The sequence below is a fragment of the Corallococcus sp. AB011P genome (assembly GCF_003611605.1).
Taxonomy (GTDB): Bacteria; Myxococcota; Myxococcia; order Myxococcales; family Myxococcaceae; genus Corallococcus; species Corallococcus coralloides.
In genome coordinates this window covers 126,109-142,817 of record NZ_RAVX01000002.1, presented here as the reverse complement: position 1 = coordinate 142,817, position 16,709 = coordinate 126,109, and the positions used below count along the sequence as shown (strand labels likewise).

Below are 16,709 nucleotides of genomic sequence, written 5' to 3'. Positions count from 1 at the left end.
GAACTTCGGGGGGCGCGCCGGAGGGCATCCGCTTGCGGTATGACCGTGGGTGGAGGTCCGACGGAATGACGAACGGAGTGAAGCGCGCGGTGTTCGCGCTGGTGCTGGCGCTGACGGTGGGGCCGGGGGCCGCGTGGGCGCAGGTGGATGAGGATGACGGCTCGGCGGTGGTGGTGGACCTGCCGGAGATGGACCGGGGCTGCCCGGTGAAGCCGGAGTTCCTGCCGATGACGCCCATGGGGCAGGTGGGCATCGACCGGCTGGGCTGGCTGGTGCACCAGGCCATCATCCCGCCCTCGAAGGACAAGTTCTTCCAGGCGGGGGCGCGCAGCCGCTCCGGGGTGAAGCCGGTGCCCATGGACCAGTCGAAGAAGCTGGGCGCGCTGGACACGACGAAGGCGCCCATCTGGGTGTTCGGCAAGGAGAAGTCGAAGGCGTGCAAGGGCACGCCCATCGCGTACTGGGCGGTGCGGATGGGGACGGACGAGGACCGCCAGACGTACCTGATGGCGGAGCTGGCGATGGAGTGTGAAGTGCTTCCGCCCGGGCGGCTCGCGGGCACGCCCATCGCGCTGCGGCAGAAGGACGAGCCCACGGGGTGCGTGCTGCGCCGGCCCAACCGGAGCCACACGGGCAAGGAGATGGACGGCATTCCGCCGGACTACGCGGAGCACATCCCGCCGCAGGACTGCTCGGCGCCGAAGTGCGCGCGGCTGTGGGAGTACTTCGGCGTGACAGGCGAAGAGGGCGAGGGCGCGTTCGACCTGACGGTGTCCTATCTGCAGCGCAACGGCAGCAACCCGTGCAACTGGGCGACGGACGACCTGTCCATGTTGTTCGTGCGCGGGCGGGAGAGCACGGCGCTGACGCCGCTCAAGCCGGGAGGGCAGCTCTTCGGAGGCCTCTGGGACTTCAGCGGCCCGCGCTTCATCCTGAGCCGGGAGATGGGCGTGCTCTACGCGTACGACTACCAGAAGCTGAAGGCCGCGCCGAAGGCCGTGCGCTACGGGAGTCCCACGGAAGAGGACCTCATCCACGCGAAGCGCACGCTGTCTCCGTGCAAGAAGTAGCCGCGCTCAAGCCATGAAGCCCAGGCCCCTGGACGCTGCTGTCAGCATCCAGGGGCTTTTCGCGTGAAGCGGTCCAGAACGATGGAATACGACATCCTTGGGCGCCCCATGCCGTGCCGGCTCTTCGAGGCGTTCAACGACGCCAACAATCTCTAGATTCGAAGGGCAGGCCAGCATTCTGCCGCGCTCTGTGACTGGCTGTTTGGCGCCCCACGGTCACGCACACTCGCCCCCTTGTTGCCCTCAGCAGGCAGTCGGGCTCTTGCTCTATTCAGGCCCCCAGTCGCAGCTCTGTGCATGCAATGACGTGTTCGCTGACGCACTCGGGCACTGGCCTCGAATTTCCAGTAGCCACAATGGGGTAGTCCTTTGGCGGGGCTCTGGGAAAGAAGCGCGGTCTTCCCCGCCGAAACGGGGCACGAAATCGACTGGCTAGATTGGCTTGCGAAACTGCAAGGTTCGCCGGAACCTATGCTCCCACCTTTCGCATGACGAAAAAGTCCTCCTCGAAAAAGTACCTCGCGCGCACGAAGCCCGCCGCCACCAAAGCGACGGAGTTCACCGTGCCTCGTGCAAAGCGGGCGATCGTCGACGGCGGAGACATGCGGTTCGCCGAGATCATCGTGCTCATCGAGGCGGCCCGACGACGCGCGTACCAAGCAGTGAACACGGAGTTGGTGGCTCACTACTGGGAGCTGGGCGAGTATATCAGCCGGAAGATCGCCAGCGCTGAGTGGGGCGACGGCATCGTCGAGGAACTCGCCGCCGACCTCGCGAGGCGTTACCCGGGTGTCCGGGGCTACACGCGCCCGAACCTCTTTCGAATGCGCCAGTTCTACGAGGCGTACCGGTCTAACCGGCAAGTCTCACCGCTGGTGAGACAATTGCCGTGGACGCACCACCTTATCATCCTTAGCCAGGCCAAGCCCGTCGAGACACGCGAGTTCTACATCCTCGCCGCCATCAAGGAGCGCTGGCCCAAGCGGGAGCTCGAACGGCAGATCCGCTCAGGCGCCGTCCTTCGCGAGGCTCGCGCCACGAAGAAAGTCTCACCAGCGGTGAGACAAACTCACCCGACAGCAATCGACGAGTTCAAGAACGCCTACAACGTTGAGTTTCTCGGCCTCGCCGCCGAGCACTCCGAGGCCGACCTCCACAACTCGCTCATTCGGAACCTCGGCCGTTTCCTCACCGAGTTGGGGCGCGACTTCTGTTTCGTTGGCTCGCAGTACCCGGTGCAGGTCGGTAGCCAGGACTTCGCGATCGACCTCGTGTTCTTCCACCGTGGTATCCAGTGCCTCGTTGCCTTTGAGCTGAAGGTTGACAAGTTCAAGCCCACCGATCTCGGTCAGCTCTCGTTTTACGTCGAGGCACTTGACCGCGACGTGAAGAAGCTCCACGAGCGGCCCTCCATAGGCGTGCTCCTCTGCGCGACGAAGGACGACGAGGTCGTCGAGTATGCGCTCGCGCGGACGACGGCGCCCACGCTTGTCGCCGAGTACCAGACGTTCCTGCCGTCAAAGGAGCTACTGCGGGCGAAGCTTCACGAGTTGTACGCGCAACTCGCGCCGGAGGATGCGGTCGTTCCCCGCGCGACGCATCTACGGAGACGCTCATGAACGGCACCTCATCCAACGAACGTCGTGCCACTCCACGACGCCAGTGGAAGCAGCGGTGTTCGGCGGCTGGCGTACATCTCTTCGACCGCACCACTGGTCTAAACGTACTTCTCGACGAACTTCCTGTTCCTGCCTCGCTCTACTCTCGCGCACCTCGGCAGGTCTCCATCGCGCTCACGAACCGCTGCGACTTGTCATGTGCGCACTGCTACGCGCCGAAGTCCCGAGACGAGCTGCGGTTCGACTCGATCACGCGATGGCTCGCCGAGCTTGATGCGCACGGCACTCTGGGGATCGGATTCGGTGGTGGCGAGCCGACGCTCTACCCCGAGTTCGTAGAACTCTGTCAGCACGCGGCCCGCGAGACGCGGCTCTCGGTGTCTTTCACGACGCACGGCCACCACATTGACAGTGAGCTGGCTGAGCGCCTTTGCGGCAACGTCCACTTCATCCGCGTGAGCATGGATGGTGTTGGTGCGACCTACGAGTCCATCCGACGGCGCTCGTTCGCCAAGCTACTCGAAAGCTTGGGACGCGTTCGAGCTATCTCCCGCTTCGGCGTTAACGTTGTCATCAACGAGCGCACGCTGCTCGACCTTGATGACGCGGCCCGCGTTGCTACAGATGCTGGAGCGTGCGAGCTGTTACTGCTCCCGCAGATGGCCGTGCGCAGCGTGAAGGCGATCGACGTAGATGCCGTGCAGAGCCTTCGTCGTTGGGTCGACGCGTATAGAGGCCCTCTGAAGTTGTGCATCAACGAGGCGAGCGCCGAGGGCTTTCCGACCTGTGACCCGTTGAGTGCGGAACGTGGTCTCTGTTCCTACGCGCACATCGACGCGATGGGGGTGCTCAAGCCTTCCTCCTACGCCGAGGTCGGCATTCCACTCGGCGAGAGCGGCGTGCTGCAGGCTCTCGACCAACTCGCTTACGACCTCGCGGAGAACAACACATGAAGATCTGGTACCAACACGGTTCCGAGCACTCCGCGAACCTCGTGATGATCGGTCACTTCGAGAATGCCAGTGATGCGACAAAGGCCAAGGAGATCATTGACGCGCTGACGAGCCAAGTCGCCGAGGACCAATCCAACGGTACTCTAATCGTGGGCAGTCCGTCGGACCGGTACGGCAGCGCGATGCTCGACCTGCTCGGGCGCCTGAACGTCTCTATTGGACCTCAGGAGGTTGAGCAGTTTGCATACGAGGTCAGCGTCAAGATCGAAGGCCATGACCTCGTCCTGACGACGGAGGAACTCGACATCTCGGCGTTCCTCAAGGTGATGTTTCTGAAGGGTGCGCGGATTGAGGTCTATTCGGCCCACGACTACCCGGACGCGGCCCACGGGAAAGGCTGATGAAGGTGGAGACGCGATGCCAGCGCTGAATTGGGACATCTTCACCGGCTTGCCGGGAAGCGCGGAGAAGAACTTCGAGCTGCTCTGCCGTGGCATAGTGCGCCAGAACTTCGGCAGCTTCGGCGCCTTTCGTGCCCTCGCGAATCAGCCGGGCGTGGAGTTCCATCTTAAGCTCGACAAGCACTGCGATGAACTCGGCGATCCGGGGCGGTGGTGGGGCTGGCAATGCAAGTGGTACGACCTCGCTGCCAACGGCGCGTTGGGGGCTACAAGGCGAGCGAAGATCGAGGAAGGTCTCCGAAAGACAGAGGCCCATCTTCCTGACCTCACGGATTGGGTCCTGTGGACACGCCGCACGCTGACCAAGGACGATCAAGACTGGTTCAACGGGCTCTCATCGAAGATGAAGCTCCACCTCTGGACGGGCGACGAGGTCGACAACCATCTCGCTGGGCAAGCGGCGGTTCTTCGCAGCACCTACTTCGGCGAGCTAGTACTAACGCCGGACATCCTGCGTGAACGCCACGAGCAGGCCGTCGCTCCGATTCGAGCACGGTGGAAGCCCGAGGTGCATCACGTTGGTGAATCCGAGCGTGAACTGCGCCGCATGCTTGGCGAGGCGGAGTCGTGGGACGAGCTCAGTGAGTTGTCGGCAGAACTGCGCACATCTGCCGAGGCAATTGAGGCCTCGCCACCGGTACCTCATCTACTCGCACCGTTCGTGACGGGTGTCGTCGCGACCTCAAGGCAATCGGCAGACACCCTGGACAAGGTTGCTGCAGGCATCCGTAGCGGCGATCTGGATCTGCTCCGCGATGAGTTCGCCGCGCATCCACGCGCACTCCCCGTCGACGTAGCGACGGCTCCTCGGAGACTTCGATCCGGGAACTACCGAGCCGGTCTCTACGCAACGAATGCTGTTGCCGACTGTCACGACGCAATACGTCTGTTTGGTGATGTCGAGGCAGGTTTTTCTTCGCGGTTGGTTGCTGTGATTGCGCCAGCGGGCTGCGGAAAGACGCACCTCGCGGCTCAGCTCACGGCAGGAGCGACGACGCGTCCTCACGGAGTGCTGCTACACGGCCGAGACCTGCACGCGACTTACACTCTCGATGACTTGGCTCGCCGCGTGTCGATCGCGGCTAGGCCTGTGCCGAGCATGGAGTCCTTGCTCGCAGCAGTGGATGCCGCGGGACAGAGGGCTCGGCACCGTCTTCCAGTGTTCATCGACGGACTCAATGAGTCTGAGGATCCACGGACGTGGAAGCCTCTACTCGCCTCGTTGGAGACCATCCTCGCAAAGTATCCCTACGTACTGCTGGTTTGCACCTTGCGACCCGAGTTTGTGGACGATGCTCTCCCCGATGGAACACGTCGCGTCGAGATCAAGGACTACGGAAATGAGACCATCGAGGCGGTTCATGAGCACTTCCGCTACTGGAAGATCGACGCCACGGACGCCTCGTTGCCCGGATTCTTGCGACACCCGCTCACGCTACGGCTCTTCTGCGAGGTGACGAACCCGACCAGGCAGCGGCTCGTCGGCGCCAATGCGATGCCGGGTTCACTGACAGCGCTCTTCGAGCGTTACCTGGAGCAAGTTGGCGTTCGGGTCGTCGAGCTGGCTCCTCGCGCGCACCGGTTCTACGCTCACGATGTGAACGCGGCGATCGCGACCATCGCCAACAAGCTATGGGAGTCGCGAGCCCGTTCGATTGAGCTCGCCGAACTGCGAAGCCTCCTCGGCGATGCGCAGCGGCCTTGGGACCAGAGCCTCGTGCGAGCGCTGGAGCATGAGGGAGTCCTGCTCCGCATGCCTTCGAACGGCAGCGACACGTTTGTGCCCGTGTACGACCTGTTGGGCGGACACGTCATTTCCAACGCGCTGCTTGCGAAGCATGGGCAGAGCACCTTCGAGACATGGATAAAAGAGCCGTCAACCACGACCTTGCTGGCTGGCGGCTACGACGTCCGCCATCCGCTTGCCGGCGACATTGTCGTGTCGTTGGTCGGGCAGGTGCCTCGACGGTTTCGCTCGAAGCAGCTTTGGCAGTTGGTAGACGAACCGCTGCGTGGGAATGTACTTCGGTTGGCGGCGCACCTCGAACCAGCGTTCCTCGATGCGGTGACGGTCGACGAATTGCTAGACCTCGTGCGTGCAGGAGACGCAGGGATTCTCGATCACCTATGGCAGGTGCGAGGAATGCCGGGCCACCCGCTGAACGCCGAGGCACTGGACCGAACACTGCGGACGATGACGGTTGCGGATCGCGACCTGCGGTGGACAGAGTGGCTCCGCAAGAACCATGACGATGTGTTGGCGAGAGGGCGAAGTGTACTCCGCGATCTCGAGCTCCTGGAGCAGAGTTGGCGGTCGAAGCAAGTGCGCACCGGCGATAGGCTGCGCGCTCGCTGGGTGATGTGGACGCTCACGAGTACGGTCCGGTGGCTTCGAGACCAAGCGACTCGCACTCTCTACTGGTTCGGGCGCGTTGATCCCGAAGGGCTCTTCTCACTGACCATTGACTCGCTGTCCGTGAACGACGCCTACGTAGGCGAGCGCATGCTCGCGGCCGCGTACGGTATCGTCATAAGCCACCAGCATGCAGACGCTGAGTTCGCAGCACACCTGAAGCTGTTTCTCGAGCAGCTTGAGTCGACGCTAGTGGGACCGTCTGCGAGCGCGCCAACCCACCACTACCTCGCGCGACTCTACGTGCGAGGCATCGTCGCCTTCGCCGAGAAGTTCTACGCGTCTGCACTTTCCGGCTCGCTGAGCGAAACGTGGTCGTTCGCTGGACCCGCACCGGTCCAGCCCTTGGCTAGCGGCGACGCAGGAGCCGATGAGGCGGGGCGGACGCTCCACATGGACTTCAAGAACTACACACTGGGGAGGCTGTTCGAAGACCGTTCCAACTATGACATGGACCATGCAGGCCATCAGGCTGCGGTGGCGCATGTACGAGGCGTTGTGTCGGAACTCGGCTGGCGAACTGCGAGCTTCGATGCGCTGGACCGCAGGATCGCCGAGGATGCCTACCGACATGGTCGTGGAAATCGTTCGCCTGTAGAGCGCTACGGCAAGAAGTACGGCTGGATCGGTTTCTTTACGTACGCTGGGCTACTTGAGGATCGGGGCCACTTTCCTCGCACGAGTCGTCCGTTCTCCGCCGTCGATATCGACCCGTCATTCCCGGAGAAGCCGCCCACTGACGGGAGGGATTCGGTGCCCGAGGCGTGGCTATCTCCGACTGTGGAGAGCCACGAAGATTGGGTACGTAAGGGCACCACGTCGCTGCCTATCGGTATCATTCGTCGGGACGCGATCGGTGGGCACCCTGGACCGTGGCTCGCCGTACATGGTTATGTCATCGCTAGTGACAGGGTGCTTGGTCGCGATGCGCGGGCGTTTATTTCGGCATTGGTGGTCTCGAAGGAAAGTGAGCCACGACTTGTGTCTGCCCTGAAGGCTGGGGCTCGCTCGTGGGAACCTCGTGACGTTCCGAGTGACCACTACATCTTTGCTGGCGAAATCCCCTGGCATCCCAACTTCGCGTCCGTGGCGCTATCCGAGGGGGCGTACTGCGAGAACGTACGCGTCGATACCGGTTCGGTGGACGTGGAGGTGCTTGCACACGGCTTCGCGTGGGAGAGCCACCACAGTGAGATGAACAGAGCGGGAAGCGCTCGGGTGCCGTCCCAGCCCTTCTCGCATCGATTCGATCTTCGCAGCGCCGCGCAATCCTTCGACCAGTTCCTTCCAGACGGAAGCCGGGCAACGATCACCCTCAGCGGCGTCGATGGGCTCGATGGTGACATTCTCTACGTTCGAGAGGATCTACTCCGGCAGTACGCAGGAGGGCGCGCCATTGTTTGGTTCGCCTTCGGTGAGCGAGAGCTACGACCCTATCCGTCGTCACCGCCGCAGTGGCTCGTTGATGCCCAACGGCGGCAGGAAAATGAGTGGCACGTTGTGTTCACCGAGGCCGATATCAAAGACACCGAGCCAGCGGGACCTGTCAACGTGAAGGAGACAGTGGATTCGTGAGTTTCTGCGTGGCCTGACGTGAACAGGCAAGCCACGCGGGGGGAGCCAGACGGCGTTCGGCAAGGCCTGCGGCTTCGGTGGGCTGTGAGAGAAGCGCTCGGGGGCGCGGGAGGATCTCATTCCCGCGAGGCGCACGATGCCTTGATGCAAGAAGTTGTCGCGCTCAATCCGTGAAGCCAAGGCCCCTGGACGTTGCTGTCAGCATTCAGAGGCTCTTCGCGTGAAGCGCTCCAGAAAGGAGAGGTCCGCCATGCGCCTCTATCGTCCCATCGGGCTTCAAGAGTTGCTGTTGATCTACCGGTCAGGGATGCGGCGTTTTCCGCCGCGTCTGCCGGAGCAGCCCATCTTCTACCCGGTGCTCAACGAGCCCTATGCCCGGCAGATCAGCCGGGACTGGAACGCCACCAGCCCCGAAGGCGCCGGCTACGTGACGGCGTTCGACGTGGACGACGCCCACGCGGCGTCATTCGAGGTCCAGCAGGTCGGCGCCCGGATGCACCAGGAACTCAGGGTTCCCGCCGAGGCCCTGGATGCGTTCAACCATCACATCCAGGGACGGATCCGCGTGACCGCCGCGGACTTCGGTCCCCACTTCGTCGGTCATGTGCCAACGGCGTTCTCGCTGCGCGGCAAGGACGCGCGCGCCCAGTTCGGAGCCTTGAGAGACATCCACGGGTACAACGGGATGGACTTCCACGGAGAGGTGACAGCGAACCACGAAGCGGTGTTCGCGCACTTCCCCTACTGGGAACAGGTCGTCGCTTCGGACACGGCCGAAGACCGGAACCTGCTGGCCGCCATCCGGGAGGTCTGGATGAAGGCCTTCCCCGAGCTTCCCCTGGGACTCCAGCGCGGCTACTGAGCGCTGGACCCGTGGTACGTCTTGCGCAGCTTCAGGTCCGGCACGTCCACCGTGCCGTTCTTGTTGTCCGTGCAGTACCAGAGCGCGCCGTGCGGGGCCTGGACGCCGCCCTTCTGCGTGCGCGTCAGGCCGTTGTAGACGGAGCCGGCGATGAGGTAGCGGAACACCTGCGGCGCGGTGTCGCTCACCAGTGTGTTGTTCTGCTGCATCTCCTTCCAGACCACGCAGTACTGCTTGAGCGCGGCCCAGGCACCCTTGGAGTAGCGCGGGCTGCCCAGCATCCAGACCTCCAGCTGGGGGCACATCTCCCCTTCGCCGTCGTCCGCCGCGCCGTAGTTCATCGCCTCGCAGACCTCGTCCGCGCGGCTTTCGTTGAACGTTACGTCGCCCTCCGCCTGCCACCCGGTGAGCCGTGAGAGCTGGAAGCGGCGGATCATCAGCGCGTCGTCCCTCGTCAGCGACGGCGCCATGAAGGCCTGCGGCTCCGGCAGGGCGAACGTGCCTCCGCCGTGCGGCCCCACGCCCGCGTCCATCACGTAGCCGCCCCACGTGTACATGAGGAACAGCGACCACGCGTCCTTCACGAAGGCCCGGTACGAGGGCGGCGTCGCCAGCGCCAGGCCCCAGTCGAGGATGTCCGTCATCGCCGCGACGGCCCAGTCGTCCGACTCCTGGTACCAGTAGTACCAGCGATATGCCCTCGTGCCCGCCTTCGTCAGGAACGCCTGCATGCCTCGCACGGTGACGTTCTTGTGCGCGGCGAAGTCCCGCTCGTAGGCGGCGACGTGCGCGTCCAGGCACCAGAAATAGATTTTGACGCTCTGTCCCGAGCAGCGTGCCGCCAGGGCCCTCGGCGCGGTGATGTCTCGGTTGCGGTCCGCCGGAGGAGGGCCAATCCAGGTGTAGTGGACGTCCATCCGGTGAAGTCTACTCCGTCCACCGCCCCCGCCGCGTGGGCTCCTTCAACGCCTGGGCGAGCGCCGTCAGGAAGCGCTTGCGCGGCCAGGACTCCGCGCCGAAGCGCTCCAGGTGCTCTGTCTCCACCTGACAGTCGATGAGCTGGAAGCCCCAGCCCTTGAAGCGCTCCGCCGCCGTGGCGAACGCCACCTTCGACGCGTCCGGCGCCAGCGCGAACATGCTCTCCCCGAAGTACGCCGCGCCCAGCGACACGCCGTACAGCCCGCCCACCAGCACCTCGCCGTCCCACGCCTCCACCGAGTGCGCCAACCCCAGCTCGTGCAGCCGGATGTACGCCTGCTTCATCGCATCCGTAATCCACGTGCCGTCCTGCCCCGGCCGGTGCACGCGTGAACACGCGTCGATGACCTTCGGGAACGCGGTGTCGTAGCGCACCGTGTACGTGCCCCGGTTCATCACCTTGCGCAGTGAACGGCCCACGTGAATCTTCTCCGGCTCCAGCACGAAGCGCGGGTCGGGCGAGTGCCACAGGATGGGCTGCCCCTCGCTGTACCAGGGGAAGATGCCCTGCGAGTACGCGGCCACCAGCCGCTCCGGGCGCAGGTCGCCGCCTACCGCGAGCAGGCCGCTCTTGTCCGCCTTGAAAGGCGGGGGGAACAGCTCCGGCTCGTCGTCACTCAGCAGGTAGATGGGCACGCGTGCGCCCCAGTCTAGCGGGACACGTTGAGCTTCACGTCACCCTTGAGGAAGTAGGGGACCTGCAACATGGGGCCCTTCAGCTCGCCCTTCACGCTGTAGGGCAGGACGCCCTTCCCGATGAGCGCCTTGACGCCCGGGCCCCAGGACTGGGCCGTCACCGCCACCTCCACCGGGTACACGCCCGTGGCGGACGCATCCACCGAGTCCGCCTGCGCGGTGGTGCCCTCCTCCAGGGGCTTGTCCGCGATGGCGACCTGGTAGGTCAGCGAGTCCAGCCGCAGCGGGAACGGGTTCGGGTTGCGCACGCCCAGCCGCAGGTTGATCTGCACCTCCTCCGGCGAGTAGCGGGCCGCGTCCAGGCTCTCCACGATGACCTCCGGCAGCCGGGGCACGCGCACGGCGCGGCTGGCGGCGAAGGGCAGGGTGTCCTCGCTGCCACCGGAGCGCACCACCAGCGTGCCGCGCAGCGCGATGAGCACCGTGCCGCCCTGGGCGCTCAGGCGGGCCAGGTCCTCGGGGCTCTTCACGTAGGCGGACTTCTCCTCGATGGAGAACTCCGCGGGAGCTCCCGGCGCGAACGGCACCCCCAGCTTCGCGGAGCCCGTCTTCACCACCTGCCCGTCGGCGACGAGCTCGTAGTCGGCCCGCTCCACGACGCCGTTGGCGGTGCCGGTGATTTGTCCGGTGTAACGCACGGAGGCGTCGGTGAGCCCCTGGGAGACGACGGCGGTCTCCTGGGCCGTCAGGGCAGGGGGGCCGCCGGAGCGGACCGGGGTGGAGGCACACCCGGAGCCAAGGACGAACAGCGCGGACACCAGGGCCATCATGCAGGTCGAGCGATTCACAAAGGACATTCTGGGGAGGCCAGGGGCTGGTCCCAAGGGGATTTCCGCTAGACTGTCCACCAACCGTGGCTCCCCGACGTCCCAACTTCAACCGGACCCTGCGCTCCCTCATCCGGGACATCGCCGCGCGCATGCCCGAGTTCAGCCACGTGAAGGTGGGGCGCATCCTGGTGGTGGCGGGCGAGGCCCGGCGCGCGTCGCGAGGCACGGTGAAGCCCCTGTGCTTCAAGGGGGGCAAGAGCATCGACAAGGCGGGGCGGCGCAAGCCGGTGGTGCGCATCCGGGGCCGCCGCATCCTGTACTGCATCACGCTCCGGCCCCTCTTCTTCCGGGGCTCCACCGCGAAGTCGCGGCTGGAGACGCTGATGCACGAGCTCTTCCACATCTCGCTGCGCTTCGACGGCACGCTGCACGCGGGCCGCCGCCACGCGAAGCTGGGCGCGGAGTTCGGGCGCCGCCTGCGGCCGCTGGTGCGCCGCTACCTGAAGCTGTGCCCGGAGGCGCTGCTCGCGGACCTTGCGCACACGGGCGAGGTGCGGGTGCTGCAGTGGCTGGAGCGCCCGGGCCCGGCCTACCACCCGCGCGCGTCGCACCGCCGCGTGCGCAAGGTCTACACGGAGGATCAGCTCTACTCCGGAGTGGCCCGCATGGTGACGCCGCGTCCGCGAGTGGCCCGCGAGGCCCACGTGCGCGACGACAAGGTGCACTGAAGGGCGTTGATGGCCGCGCCCACCGACTTCGTCAGCCTGGGAGCGCTCCACCGCGACCTGGAGGAGCTGTTCCTCCTGCACCAGGAAGCGCTGATGGGCATGGACCTGTCCGCCGCGCGTGAACGGCTGGCGCGCTACCGCGAGGAGCTGACGCGGCACCTGGAGGCGGAGGAGGCGCTGCTGTTGCCGGAGCTGCCGCGCGCCGGAAGGATCCGAGGCGCCGCGCCGGAGCTCTTCACCGGCGAGCACCAGCGCATGCGGGAGCTGCTGGCGAAGTGTCAGGGCGCCGTGGACGCGCTGGACGCGAGCGCTCCGGACTACCGCCGCGCGGTCTTGCGCGTGTTCGACATGGAGAGCACGTTCAAGCACCTGGAGCACCACCACTCGTTGCGCGAGGAGACGTACCTGTTCCCCGCGCTGGATGGGGTGCTGGGCGAGGACGAGCGGCGGGCCCTTCTGGCCGCGTTCCTCGCGCGCACGGAGACTACCTCTCCGAGGGCGTGAACCGGGCGAGGTCGTGGATTCCAAGCGTGCGCTCCAACTGAGCCACCTCCTTGAGCGCGTTCTCGAAGCCGTCGCTCCCCAGCAGCCGGTGTTCCTGCTCTTCGAAGCGCTCGCCCAGTTCCTTGAATTGCTTCTCGTCGAAGAGCTTTCGGAATGCGGGGAACAGGACCGTGTCCTCACGAGCGGCGTGCGGCCGGTACATGCGGATGAATTGGGCGAGTTGCCGAACGACCGCGGCCCTTGGCTGGGGTTGCGTGAGGGCGTCGTGACCCGAGGTCGCGGCGAGGATGGACGCGGTGAGCTTGCGCCCGGCGGCGTGTTGTTCGAGCAGCACCTGAACGAGTTCCTTCTGCTGGCCCGCCTTCACCAGACGGGGGAACACCTCCGTCTCCTCCGTCTTCTCGTGGTAGTCCTCGCCAAAGCGGCGCATGAGCCGGGTGGCCTGGGTGAGCACCTCCACGGGAGCCTTCTCTTCAGGCGTGCCCATGCGACGAGCGATCTCCTCGTACACCAGGAGCGTGCGGCGGATGACGCCGTGCTCGCGCATCAGGTCCTCGGTGGCGTTCACCTCCGCGGGCTTTGACTTGCTCTCCGCCTTGGGTGCCGCTGCAAGGGCATCGCTTGCGGTGCTTCCAGCGCCCAGCAAGACGACCGTGGACAAGAAGCGGCGACGGCTGGACGCCTCGTTCATGGACATGCTCCTTGTATGGTTCGCTGTCTCCTCGGCCGGAACTGTCCGACAGTCGAACAGCTTTGTGCGCGGCGCGGCGGGTAGGGCGGGCGGGCAAGGGGGCCGTCGTCCCCCTGGCTCTGCCTGACGTCGAGTCGTGCGTGGTGTCCTCGCGCCCGCTGGCTCGAACGAGGTTTCCTCCTGGTGGGACGCGGGGTCTGGGTGTGGTGCTGGGCGCTCGTGGCGCTGGCGCTCGCGGGTTGCGACCCGGGGGCGGAGCTGGCGCCCTGTGCCGTGGATTGCGAGGGCGCGGCCTGCGCGGCCTGTGTCACGTCCCTGCCCGAGGAGACCATCCGGCCCGCGCTCGCGTGTGATCAGCTCCCCGCGCCGTCACGGTGCCTGGGGCCTCGTGTGCTGGAGCGCTGTGTGGATGGCGCCGTGCACCGGGAGGACTGCGCGGAGGACACGACCTGTGTCGAATCACCCGAGGTCGCCTGTGTCTCGGGCTCGGCGTGTGTCGACGGTGTCTCGCGGTGCACGGAGTCCAAGGCCTTGCAGGTGTGCACCAATGGCCGGTGGGCTGCGCGGGCCTGCGACGTGGACTGCGAAGCCGCGCCCGGCCGGGGCTTCTGTGGCAGGTCTGGGCCCACGTTGAGCGGCACGGTGCGCTACGCGCGCCGCTTCCCGGATGCGGAGTTCCGCGCGTGGACGCCGGACGTGGAGCCGGTGCCGGCTCGCGGGTTCCTCATCGTGTCGTTCCAGGGCTCGAAGGTGCTCGACTCGCAGGTGACGGATGACGCCGGCCGCTTCACGCTGAAGGTGTCGTCGCCCTTGGGAGATGACGACCGCGTCGTCGTGTACGCGGCCGGTCGGGGGCGGGACGGCGCGGTGGCCTACGCGGTGGCGGACCCGGGGCTGCCGGGCGCGCAGTCGGTGAAGACGGTGCCGGGGGACGCGGCCCGCATCTGGAGTTGGTCGCGCACGACGCGCGAGCTGGCCGAACAACCCGCGTTCACCCTCGCCGAGTCCGAGGGCTCCGGCGCGGCGGCGGTGTTCGACGTGCTGGGCACGGCCTGGCGCCGGATGCGCGAGCGCTATAGCGGACGCGACGGCCTGCCAATCGTGGCGTGGCTGGGCTTCGGGACGACCTGGTCCTGTGGGGCGTGCTTCGCGCCGTGGCCGGTGACGGCGGTGGGACGGAGCTGGGACGCGCAGGTGTGGCTGCCGGGGGACTCGGATGCGGCGTGGTGGTCGGACGCGATGGTGATGCACGAGTTGGGGCACTGGGTGATGGCCAGCCGGGGGACCAGTCCGGAGGAGGGCGGGCCGCACTACGTGGGCGTGCCCACCTTCCCGGGACAGGCCTGGAGCGAGGGCTGGGCCACTTGGTTCAGCACGGACGCGCGCCGCAGTCCCCGCTACTTCGACCGGCAGGGCGGGACGCTGTTCTGGGTGGACCTGTCCGCGCGAGCCTCCTCGGTGAGCCCCTGGCCGCGGCCCCACGCGGAAGACGGCCTGCTCCAGCCCATGGACGAGAACGAGGTGGCCGCCATCCTCTACCGCACGGCCACCGGTACACCGTCGAGCCAGCACCTCTACGACGCGCTCGCCGCGCCCGCGATGAACCGGTCGCCCTGGGCGCGCGGCTATACGCGGCACACCTGGACTCGGGATGAGAAGGGCGCGCTCACGGACGTGGTGGACACGGGCAGGCCCTCACCGTGTCTCGCGGACTTCCTGGACGCGCTGATGTGCCAGGGCTTCCCGAGCACCCGGGTGGACGCGGCCACCGAACCCGCGACTGCCTTCCCGTACCCCAGCCACGAGCCCCTGTGCCCATGAAGCTTCCCCGTCCGATGCAGAGAAGCCGGCGGTCCACGGCCGTGATGCGCAAACGCGTGGCGGGGGCCGTGCTGGCACTGGCGCTCGTCGGAGCGCTTTCGGCCGGCATGGCTTCTGGTGTGGAGCGCGTGCGGCGCAAGAAGTCGCCCAGGCCTTCCGAGCCACCTCCTCAGGCGCAGGCGAAGCCGGTCCACGAATCCTCGCCGACGCTCCTGGCGTCCGCGCGGTCGGTGGCGCTCCCTGCGTACGGAATGGATGCGTGGGACGTGAAGTCGCGCGAGCGTCAGGGCTCGCGGCCTGTTGTTCCGGCGAAGACGCACGCCACGGAGATGCCGACCGCGGTGCTCACACGAGGCACCGAGGACGGCGCCACGGCCACGGACAGCCCGGCGCCACGGCCCACGGCACTCCCCGTCACGGCGCGCATCCCCGCACCGCTGCATGTCTCCTGGCAGGTGGTGGATGCCAGCGCGGACACGGTGCGGCTCGTCGCACGGCTGGACCGGAGCCCGGGCTTCACCGCGCCCGTGGAAGTCTCCCTGCGCGTGCCGCCGCGAACGGTCCTCCGGGAAGGTCCCACGTCGCCCATCGTCCTGGACGGAGACACGCGGGAAGTGCCCTGGACCCTGGGCCTGCCCGAGGGCGCCAGTCCCGATGACGACCTCGTGCTGCTGGCGAGCGCCGGAGGCGAGTCCTTCGGCGTCCACGCGGAAGCGCGCTACCACTTCGGCCGGGCGCTCACGGAGTCACCGCGTCCCACGCCCACGGGGCCTCCGCTGCCCGAGGCCCTCATGCGCTCGCGCGAGTAGGCCCGGGCTCAATCCAGGTTGAAGTACACCTCGTCGATGGCGCCGTGGAACTGGTCGTTGTTGTTCCCGGCGCTCTTGGCTCCGATGGCGACGGGCTGCCCCACCGGGTTGATGTCGTAGGTGCTGGCGAGCAGCGCGCTGCCCCGGGCTACGTTGTCGATGAGGATGGTCAGCGTGGTGCTGGTGCGCTGACACGTCACCTTGTGCCAGCTGCCGTCCGCGATACCCACGGACGCCTTGACGATGACGGCGTCCGCGCCGCCGGTGGTGCGCACCACGCAGCTCGGCTTGCCCGTCACCGCGTCGTCCAGCTGCAGCTTCCACTGCGCCGTGCTGTAGAGCCCCTTCTGCACCAGGTTGGACCCGTGGTCCGCGCTCAGCTCCGCGAGCGTCACCCGCACGCGCGCCCCAAAGGAGAACAGCGCCGTGCCCGGATTGAGCGACGCCGAGTCCGCCGCGCTGATGAAGGCCTTCGCGCACGCCGTCCCGACACAGACCGCGGGGAAGCGCACGCCCTGGCCCTCGTAGCCCGGCGTCTCCACCGTGACGGCGCCGCCATTGCTGGCCTGCGCCGTGCCCGTGTGTCCCTTGCCGCTGTCGTCCACCACGGTGGTCACCGGGTCGGACACCGATTCGAACTTGTAACGCAGCTTCTGGCTCACCGCGCCGGCCGTCACCGGCCCCAGCAGCAACACCGCGGCCAGTCCCACACGCATCGGATGGTTTCGCATGGTGCTCATCTCCCCCCGCGAGGAATCC

Annotated in this window: 15 protein-coding genes; 10 read left to right on the top strand and 5 right to left on the bottom strand. The window is 66.5% G+C overall.

Annotated elements, in window-relative coordinates:
- Positions 1-65: 65 nt before the first annotated feature.
- From D7X30_RS05830 to D7X30_RS05805, 6 genes are all read left to right on the top strand, one after another.
- Entirely contained in the window at positions 66-1,070 is a 1,005-nt protein-coding gene (locus tag D7X30_RS05830) for a hypothetical protein (protein WP_120561863.1), read from the top strand.
- 488 nt (positions 1,071-1,558) lie between these two features.
- Positions 1,559-2,689, top strand: coding sequence for a YhcG family protein (locus D7X30_RS05825; protein ID WP_199724186.1), 1,131 nt, complete (start codon positions 1,559-1,561; stop codon positions 2,687-2,689).
- Positions 2,686-3,642 carry a radical SAM protein gene (locus tag D7X30_RS05820; RefSeq protein WP_120561862.1) on the top strand — a complete coding sequence of 319 codons (957 nt, stop codon included), beginning with the start codon at positions 2,686-2,688 and terminating at the stop codon, positions 3,640-3,642. The genes D7X30_RS05825 and D7X30_RS05820 overlap by 4 nt, the downstream gene beginning before the upstream one ends.
- Positions 3,639-4,043, top strand: coding sequence for a DUF6375 family protein (locus D7X30_RS05815; RefSeq protein WP_120561861.1), 405 nt, complete (start codon positions 3,639-3,641; stop codon positions 4,041-4,043). The genes D7X30_RS05820 and D7X30_RS05815 overlap by 4 nt, the downstream gene beginning before the upstream one ends.
- A gap of 16 nt (positions 4,044-4,059) precedes the next feature.
- Complete coding sequence (locus D7X30_RS05810; RefSeq protein WP_147443123.1) at positions 4,060-8,091, top strand: NACHT domain-containing NTPase; 4,032 nt, start codon at positions 4,060-4,062, stop codon at positions 8,089-8,091.
- Positions 8,092-8,341: 250 nt separating this feature from the next.
- Positions 8,342-8,953, top strand: coding sequence for a hypothetical protein (locus tag D7X30_RS05805; RefSeq protein WP_120561859.1), 612 nt, complete (start codon positions 8,342-8,344; stop codon positions 8,951-8,953).
- Here D7X30_RS05805 and D7X30_RS05800 read toward each other — a convergent pair.
- From D7X30_RS05800 to D7X30_RS05790, 3 genes are read right to left on the bottom strand one after another with little or no spacing between them, the layout of a single operon-like run.
- On the bottom strand, positions 8,947-9,870 hold the full coding sequence (locus D7X30_RS05800) for a hypothetical protein (RefSeq protein WP_120561858.1): 924 nt from the start codon (positions 9,868-9,870) through the stop codon (positions 8,947-8,949). The two genes, D7X30_RS05805 and D7X30_RS05800, sit on opposite strands and share 7 nt — an antisense overlap.
- 10 nt (positions 9,871-9,880) lie before the next feature.
- Positions 9,881-10,567 (bottom strand): leucyl/phenylalanyl-tRNA--protein transferase, encoded by a 687-nt coding sequence (aat, locus tag D7X30_RS05795; protein WP_120561857.1) that lies wholly within the window; start codon positions 10,565-10,567, stop codon positions 9,881-9,883.
- 14 nt (positions 10,568-10,581) lie between these two features.
- A complete protein-coding gene (locus D7X30_RS05790) occupies positions 10,582-11,424 on the bottom strand; it encodes an LEA type 2 family protein (RefSeq protein ID WP_199724185.1) in 843 nt (280 codons plus the stop codon).
- 56 nt (positions 11,425-11,480) lie between these two features.
- Here D7X30_RS05790 and D7X30_RS05785 point away from each other — a divergent pair, with 56 nt between their 5' ends.
- Entirely contained in the window at positions 11,481-12,125 is a 645-nt protein-coding gene (locus D7X30_RS05785) for a hypothetical protein (RefSeq protein ID WP_120561855.1), read from the top strand.
- Between the two features lie 9 nt (positions 12,126-12,134).
- Positions 12,135-12,629, top strand: coding sequence for a hemerythrin domain-containing protein (locus D7X30_RS05780; RefSeq protein ID WP_120561854.1), 495 nt, complete (start codon positions 12,135-12,137; stop codon positions 12,627-12,629).
- Here D7X30_RS05780 and D7X30_RS05775 read toward each other — a convergent pair.
- On the bottom strand, positions 12,610-13,320 hold the full coding sequence (locus tag D7X30_RS05775; protein ID WP_120562564.1) for a hemerythrin domain-containing protein: 711 nt from the start codon (positions 13,318-13,320) through the stop codon (positions 12,610-12,612). The two genes, D7X30_RS05780 and D7X30_RS05775, sit on opposite strands and share 20 nt — an antisense overlap.
- A gap of 183 nt (positions 13,321-13,503) precedes the next feature.
- On the opposite strand from D7X30_RS05775, the gene D7X30_RS05770 reads away from it, so the two are divergent.
- A complete protein-coding gene (locus tag D7X30_RS05770) occupies positions 13,504-15,141 on the top strand; it encodes a hypothetical protein (RefSeq protein WP_120561853.1) in 1,638 nt (545 codons plus the stop codon).
- On the top strand, positions 15,138-15,950 hold the full coding sequence (locus D7X30_RS05765; protein WP_147443122.1) for a hypothetical protein: 813 nt from the start codon (positions 15,138-15,140) through the stop codon (positions 15,948-15,950). The genes D7X30_RS05770 and D7X30_RS05765 overlap by 4 nt, the downstream gene beginning before the upstream one ends.
- Positions 15,951-15,958: 8 nt before the next feature.
- Here D7X30_RS05765 and D7X30_RS05760 read toward each other — a convergent pair whose 3' ends face one another.
- Positions 15,959-16,681, bottom strand: coding sequence for a laminin G domain-containing protein (locus D7X30_RS05760; protein WP_158619211.1), 723 nt, complete (start codon positions 16,679-16,681; stop codon positions 15,959-15,961).
- Positions 16,682-16,709: the final 28 nt, after the last annotated feature.

Excerpts from the sequence above, each read along its gene's own strand:
- D7X30_RS05830 (WP_120561863.1), top strand. The coding sequence starts at position 66 with ATGACGAACGGAGTGAAGCGCGCGGTGTTCGCGCTGGTGCTGGCGCTG.
- D7X30_RS05825 (WP_199724186.1), top strand. The coding sequence starts at position 1,559 with ATGACGAAAAAGTCCTCCTCGAAAAAGTACCTCGCGCGCACGAAGCCC.
- D7X30_RS05820 (WP_120561862.1), top strand. The coding sequence starts at position 2,686 with ATGAACGGCACCTCATCCAACGAACGTCGTGCCACTCCACGACGCCAG.
- D7X30_RS05815 (WP_120561861.1), top strand. The coding sequence starts at position 3,639 with ATGAAGATCTGGTACCAACACGGTTCCGAGCACTCCGCGAACCTCGTG.
- D7X30_RS05810 (WP_147443123.1), top strand. The coding sequence starts at position 4,060 with ATGCCAGCGCTGAATTGGGACATCTTCACCGGCTTGCCGGGAAGCGCG.
- D7X30_RS05805 (WP_120561859.1), top strand. The coding sequence starts at position 8,342 with ATGCGCCTCTATCGTCCCATCGGGCTTCAAGAGTTGCTGTTGATCTAC.
- D7X30_RS05800 (WP_120561858.1), bottom strand. The coding sequence starts at position 9,870 with ATGGACGTCCACTACACCTGGATTGGCCCTCCTCCGGCGGACCGCAAC.
- D7X30_RS05790 (WP_199724185.1), bottom strand. The coding sequence starts at position 11,424 with ATGTCCTTTGTGAATCGCTCGACCTGCATGATGGCCCTGGTGTCCGCG.
- D7X30_RS05780 (WP_120561854.1), top strand. The coding sequence starts at position 12,135 with ATGGCCGCGCCCACCGACTTCGTCAGCCTGGGAGCGCTCCACCGCGAC.
- D7X30_RS05775 (WP_120562564.1), bottom strand. The coding sequence starts at position 13,320 with ATGAACGAGGCGTCCAGCCGTCGCCGCTTCTTGTCCACGGTCGTCTTG.
- D7X30_RS05765 (WP_147443122.1), top strand. The coding sequence starts at position 15,138 with ATGAAGCTTCCCCGTCCGATGCAGAGAAGCCGGCGGTCCACGGCCGTG.
- D7X30_RS05760 (WP_158619211.1), bottom strand. The coding sequence starts at position 16,681 with ATGCGAAACCATCCGATGCGTGTGGGACTGGCCGCGGTGTTGCTGCTG.